We start from the raw sequence: 2,490 nt of genomic DNA, 5'->3' as shown, positions 1-2,490 counted from the left end.
CCGAACAGGAACACGTCGGGCGCGGGCTTGCCCTTGGCCACTTGCGCCGTGCTGAATACGTGGGGCGCGAAGGCTTCCCACAGGCCGACCAGCTTCAACGCCGCTTCCAACTTGGGCGGCGTGCTGCTGGACGCCACGCACAGGTCCAGCCCGCGCTTTCGCAACGCCGCCACGGTTTCGTGCACGTGCGGCAAGGCGCGCAGTTCCTGGCGAAACGTATGCGCCAGGCGGTCGGCATACTGCCCGGCGAAGCCGTCGGGCAAGGTGCACGCGTTTTCGGTTTGCAGCGTCTGCCACATGTCGGCATCGGGGATGCCGGCGAAGCGGCGGGCGGCCTCTTCGGGCGTGATCGCAATGCCATGTTCGGCCAACGCACGTGACTGCGCGCGCGCGGCGATGATTTCGCTATCAATCAGAACGCCATCGCAATCGAAGATGACCAGGCGGGGGGTGGACGGCTGCATATCGGCTCCTGCAATGTTGGCGTGCATGGGTTTGGCGTGCACGGGGTGGCCATCATGATAGGCCCCTACAAGCGTGCCGCACGCACACGCCGCAACGCGGCCGCGATCAACACGCCGCCCAGGCCCGCCGCCAGCACGATGGTCGACGCCGCGCCCCATCCGTAGCGGTCGATCACGCCGCCCACGGTGACCGGCCCGATCACCTGCCCCAGGTTGCTTCCCTGCATCACCAGCCCGACCGACGCCGCCGTCAACGCCGGACGCGGCGCGACCAGCGGCGCGGTGCCCAGCAAGGTGGCGGGAATCAGGCCACCGACTGCCGAGAACAGCACGCAAAGCAAGAAGGTCGGCATCGCCGGCAGCACGGACCGGAAGATCAACAAGGCCACCACGCCCATCGTCACGCTGGCGCAGGCAATCAAGGTGGATCGCCGCCAGCCGCGCGCCAGCAGCACGCCCGCGCCCAGGTTGCCGACGATGTTCGCGGCGCTGGCGATGGCGCTGTACAGGCCCGCCTGGGCCAACGTCAGGCCAAGCTGATCCATCAGCAACACCGGCAGGAACGTGAACAGCGCGAAGAACATCAGGCTGTAGAGCGTGAACGACAAGGCCAGCAGCACTGGCCCGGCCGCGCTCAGCGTGTCAACGGTATCCTGCCGCATGCCGCGCCAGGACAAAGGCGCCGGGGCCGCATGCCCCGACGGCAGCAGCGCGGCCACGCTGGCCAGCGACACGATCACTGCCACGCCCGCGCACCACCAAACTGCCTGCCAGTGGTCGAACGCCTGCGAGGCCAGCATGGCAATGGCCATGCCGGTGGGCATGTAGCAGCTCCAGAGAGCAAAGGCAAAATCCCGACCGGACGCGGACACCAGGCGCTGCAAGGCGGCCGGGCCAGCCACGGTAATCATCAGGAAACCCAGGCCTTCGACCACGCGGGACGCCAGCAACAGCGCGTAGCTGGGCGCGATGGCGCCCATTGCCGTGCCCAGCGCCGTGGCCGACAAGCCCAGCAACAACATGCGGCGCGCGCCGAACCGCGCGATCACGCCGCCGGCGGCGATGCCTCCCACGACGCCCAATACGGAAAACACGGCGGTCAGCGTGCCGATCGACGCCAGGTCCAGGCCCATGTGCTGGCGCAACAGGGGCGCGGCAATGATGACCTTGCCCACCTGTAGCGACGCGACCACGCCCGCGCCCACAATGGCCCACACGCCGGCCCAACGGGTTTCAATCTGGTTCATGCCTGCCTCGTCACCCATGCGAAGGCGCCAGCATGCCCGCCCCGCGCGATCTTGAGAAGTGATTATTTTTCGATGAAAATGATCGATCGTTTAGATCAGCCGCTCGATTTAACTGGCCTAAACCGAACCGAACCGAACCGAACTGGCCACTGGCCCGCCCGATGATAGACGCCCTGACCCTGGACCAACTGCGTGTGTTCGCCGCCGTGGCCGATACCGGCAGCTTTCGCGCGGCCGCCCGCAGCCTGTCCCGCGTGCAGTCGGCGGTCAGCCACGCCATTGCCAATATGGAACAGCAGTTGGGCGTGACGTTGTTCGACCGCGCCGGCCATCGCCCGGTAATGACACCGCAAGGCCAGGCGCTGCTGGCCAACGCGCGCGACATCCTGCTGCGGGTGGACGCCATGCGCGCTCGTGCGCAGGGCATGGGCACCGGGGTCGAACTGGAACTGTCACTGGTCGTGGACACCTTGTTTCCCATTGCCGACGTGGGCGCGGCGCTGAAGGCCATGCGCGCCGCCTATCCCACAGTGGCGACGCGCGTGGCGGTTTTGCCGCTGGGCGGTCCCATCGACGCGCTGCTGTCGGGCAGCCATACGCTGGGCATCATTGCGGGCGAGCACTTCCGCCATCCACGCATCGCTGTGCAGGCCTTGTCGTCGGTGCAGATGGTGGCCGTAGTCGGCGCCGGCCATCCCCTGGCGCGCAAAGTGGTGGGCTACGCGATGGGCGACGCAGCCGGCGACTTGGCGGGCGACGCAGCCGGCGACTCGGCGGGC

At 67.8% G+C, this 2,490-nt stretch carries 3 protein-coding genes; 1 reads left to right on the top strand and 2 read right to left on the bottom strand.

What is annotated here, in order from left to right; translation table 11 throughout:
* Positions 1-464 (bottom strand): HAD family hydrolase (locus ACNPP0_RS24215; RefSeq protein WP_448707230.1); only part of this gene is annotated, 464 nt, incomplete at its 3' end.
* Positions 465-529: 65 nt separating this feature from the next.
* The gene (locus ACNPP0_RS24210; RefSeq protein ID WP_448707229.1) at positions 530-1,711 is read right to left on the bottom strand and encodes an MFS transporter; all 1,182 of its coding nucleotides are present in this window, start codon (positions 1,709-1,711) and stop codon (positions 530-532) included.
* Between the two features lie 161 nt (positions 1,712-1,872).
* Here ACNPP0_RS24210 and ACNPP0_RS24205 point away from each other — a divergent pair.
* A partial coding sequence (locus ACNPP0_RS24205; RefSeq protein WP_448707228.1) for a LysR family transcriptional regulator occupies positions 1,873-2,490 on the top strand: 618 nt, incomplete at its 3' end.

The organism is Achromobacter semiaridum (assembly GCF_053543755.1).
This window is presented reverse-complemented; position numbering and strand designations above follow the sequence as displayed.

What these genes read in the sequence shown, in the direction of transcription:
- ACNPP0_RS24210 (WP_448707229.1), bottom strand. Translation starts at nt 1,711, where the DNA reads ATGAACCAGATTGAAACCCGTTGGGCCGGCGTGTGGGCCATTGTGGGC.